General features: G+C 54.9%; 1 pseudogene. It reads left to right on the forward strand.

Features of this window, described 5'->3' with window-relative positions:
• Window positions 1-117 (forward strand): annotated as a pseudogene (locus tag BV911_RS19020) (transposase); the annotation flags it as partial.
• Between the last annotated feature and the right edge of the window lie 136 nt (window positions 118-253).

A 253-nucleotide genomic window follows, 5' to 3' on the forward strand; every position in this document is an offset into this window, starting at 1 on the left:
GAGGCATCAGATGCACTGCGGGCGCATGGATGCTGGTTCCTTTTCCTGCCGCCATACTCGCCTGACCTTAATCCCATCGAACAGGCATTCTCCAAGCTGAAAGCCCATCTTCGCCGGATCGGGGCTAAGAGGTGGTCGCAAGAATTCGGACCAGTTGCTAAGCTTTAGCGACTGACGAAGGACCGACCTGAGATGACAAAACGAAAGCGCTATTCTGCGGAGTTCAAGGCAAAGGTGGCACTGGAAGCCATCC

The organism is Pseudoruegeria sp. SK021 (assembly GCF_002119405.1).
Taxonomy (GTDB): domain Bacteria; phylum Pseudomonadota; class Alphaproteobacteria; order Rhodobacterales; family Rhodobacteraceae; genus Meridianimarinicoccus.